The organism is Enterobacter cloacae complex sp. 2024EL-00227, assembly GCF_043945315.1.
Lineage (GTDB): Bacteria > Pseudomonadota > Gammaproteobacteria > Enterobacterales > Enterobacteriaceae > Enterobacter > Enterobacter roggenkampii.
Window position 1 is genome coordinate 1 of record NZ_JBIMQP010000067.1, and the last position, 1,137, is coordinate 1,137.

At 55.2% G+C, this 1,137-nt stretch carries 1 rRNA gene; it reads right to left on the bottom strand.

What is annotated here, in order from left to right:
• Positions 1-1,135 (bottom strand): 16S ribosomal RNA (locus ACHH0Z_RS25575); the annotation flags it as partial.
• Positions 1,136-1,137: the final 2 nt, after the last annotated feature.

Here is a 1,137-nt window from a genome sequence, read left to right on the forward strand (position 1 = left end):
ACCGCTGGCAACAAAGGATAAGGGTTGCGCTCGTTGCGGGACTTAACCCAACATTTCACAACACGAGCTGACGACAGCCATGCAGCACCTGTCTCAGAGTTCCCGAAGGCACCAATCCATCTCTGGAAAGTTCTCTGGATGTCAAGAGTAGGTAAGGTTCTTCGCGTTGCATCGAATTAAACCACATGCTCCACCGCTTGTGCGGGCCCCCGTCAATTCATTTGAGTTTTAACCTTGCGGCCGTACTCCCCAGGCGGTCGACTTAACGCGTTAGCTCCGGAAGCCACGCCTCAAGGGCACAACCTCCAAGTCGACATCGTTTACGGCGTGGACTACCAGGGTATCTAATCCTGTTTGCTCCCCACGCTTTCGCACCTGAGCGTCAGTCTTTGTCCAGGGGGCCGCCTTCGCCACCGGTATTCCTCCAGATCTCTACGCATTTCACCGCTACACCTGGAATTCTACCCCCCTCTACAAGACTCTAGCCTGCCAGTTTCGAATGCAGTTCCCAGGTTGAGCCCGGGGATTTCACATCCGACTTGACAGACCGCCTGCGTGCGCTTTACGCCCAGTAATTCCGATTAACGCTTGCACCCTCCGTATTACCGCGGCTGCTGGCACGGAGTTAGCCGGTGCTTCTTCTGCGGGTAACGTCAATCGCTGAGGTTATTAACCTCAACGCCTTCCTCCCCGCTGAAAGTACTTTACAACCCGAAGGCCTTCTTCATACACGCGGCATGGCTGCATCAGGCTTGCGCCCATTGTGCAATATTCCCCACTGCTGCCTCCCGTAGGAGTCTGGACCGTGTCTCAGTTCCAGTGTGGCTGGTCATCCTCTCAGACCAGCTAGGGATCGTCGCCTAGGTGAGCCGTTACCCCACCTACTAGCTAATCCCATCTGGGCACATCTGATGGCAAGAGGCCCGAAGGTCCCCCTCTTTGGTCTTGCGACGTTATGCGGTATTAGCTACCGTTTCCAGTAGTTATCCCCCTCCATCAGGCAGTTTCCCAGACATTACTCACCCGTCCGCCGCTCGCCGGCAAAGTAGCAAGCTACTTTCCGCTGCCGCTCGACTTGCATGTGTTAGGCCTGCCGCCAGCGTTCAATCTGAGCCATGATCAAACTCTTCAATTTAA